Below are 645 nucleotides of genomic sequence, written 5' to 3'. Positions count from 1 at the left end.
AGCACGATCTGGCGAATGACGAAAGCATGGAACTCACGCGCCTCTTCGGCCTCCAGGTGCACATCGTTCAGGCGTGGGGCCGCATCGCCATCGGCATCGGTTACCAGCTCCATCAACAACACGCCGTCCTGGAAATCGTAGGGCTTGGGCACCCTCACACCGGCGCCGGCCAGACGGAACAGCGCCGCCACTTCGGCGTTCTGCCAGGCATCTTCGGCCTCTTTACGACCATACTTGGTGCTTTTGGCCATGGCCCGGGCCTGACGGCTGTTGCGCACCTTGCGGCCTTCCTGGTATTCGGCGGCCTGGCGGAAACTGCGCTTGTTGGCTTCTTTGTAAACCTTGGCGCAGCGCACCTGGGTGCCGCAACGCACCACATACACAGCGGCTTCCTTGCCACTCATCAACGGTCGCAGTACTTCGTCGACCAGGCCGTCCTCGATCAGGGGCTCTATTCTTTTGGGTGTCTTCATCAGGCTGGGTTCGGGGTCCTGGCTGTAATGGCGGACATCCTCTCACAGCCGGATGCGACTTGCTCGTCTGTCTTCAACCAAGGCGCATCACGCGCCCTGCCCCACGCCGCCAACAGCCAGCGCACGCGCCCGACGGCGGGTGACCAGCAGCCCCGAACACACCACCAACACC

1 protein-coding gene is annotated in these 645 nt (G+C 62.8%); it reads right to left on the bottom strand.

Annotation, left to right across the window (positions count from 1 at the left end; genetic code table 11):
* A partial coding sequence (locus HP546_RS30875) for an RIO1 family regulatory kinase/ATPase (protein WP_306126088.1) occupies nucleotides 1-473 on the bottom strand: 473 nt, incomplete at its 3' end.
* Between the last annotated feature and the right edge of the window lie 172 nt (nucleotides 474-645).

Origin of the sequence: Pseudomonas sp. CM25, assembly GCF_013179705.1 — a bacterium.
GTDB lineage: Bacteria > Pseudomonadota > Gammaproteobacteria > Pseudomonadales > Pseudomonadaceae > Aquipseudomonas.
Note: the sequence above shows the minus strand (reverse complement) of the source record. Positions and strands in the feature narration are given on the sequence as shown.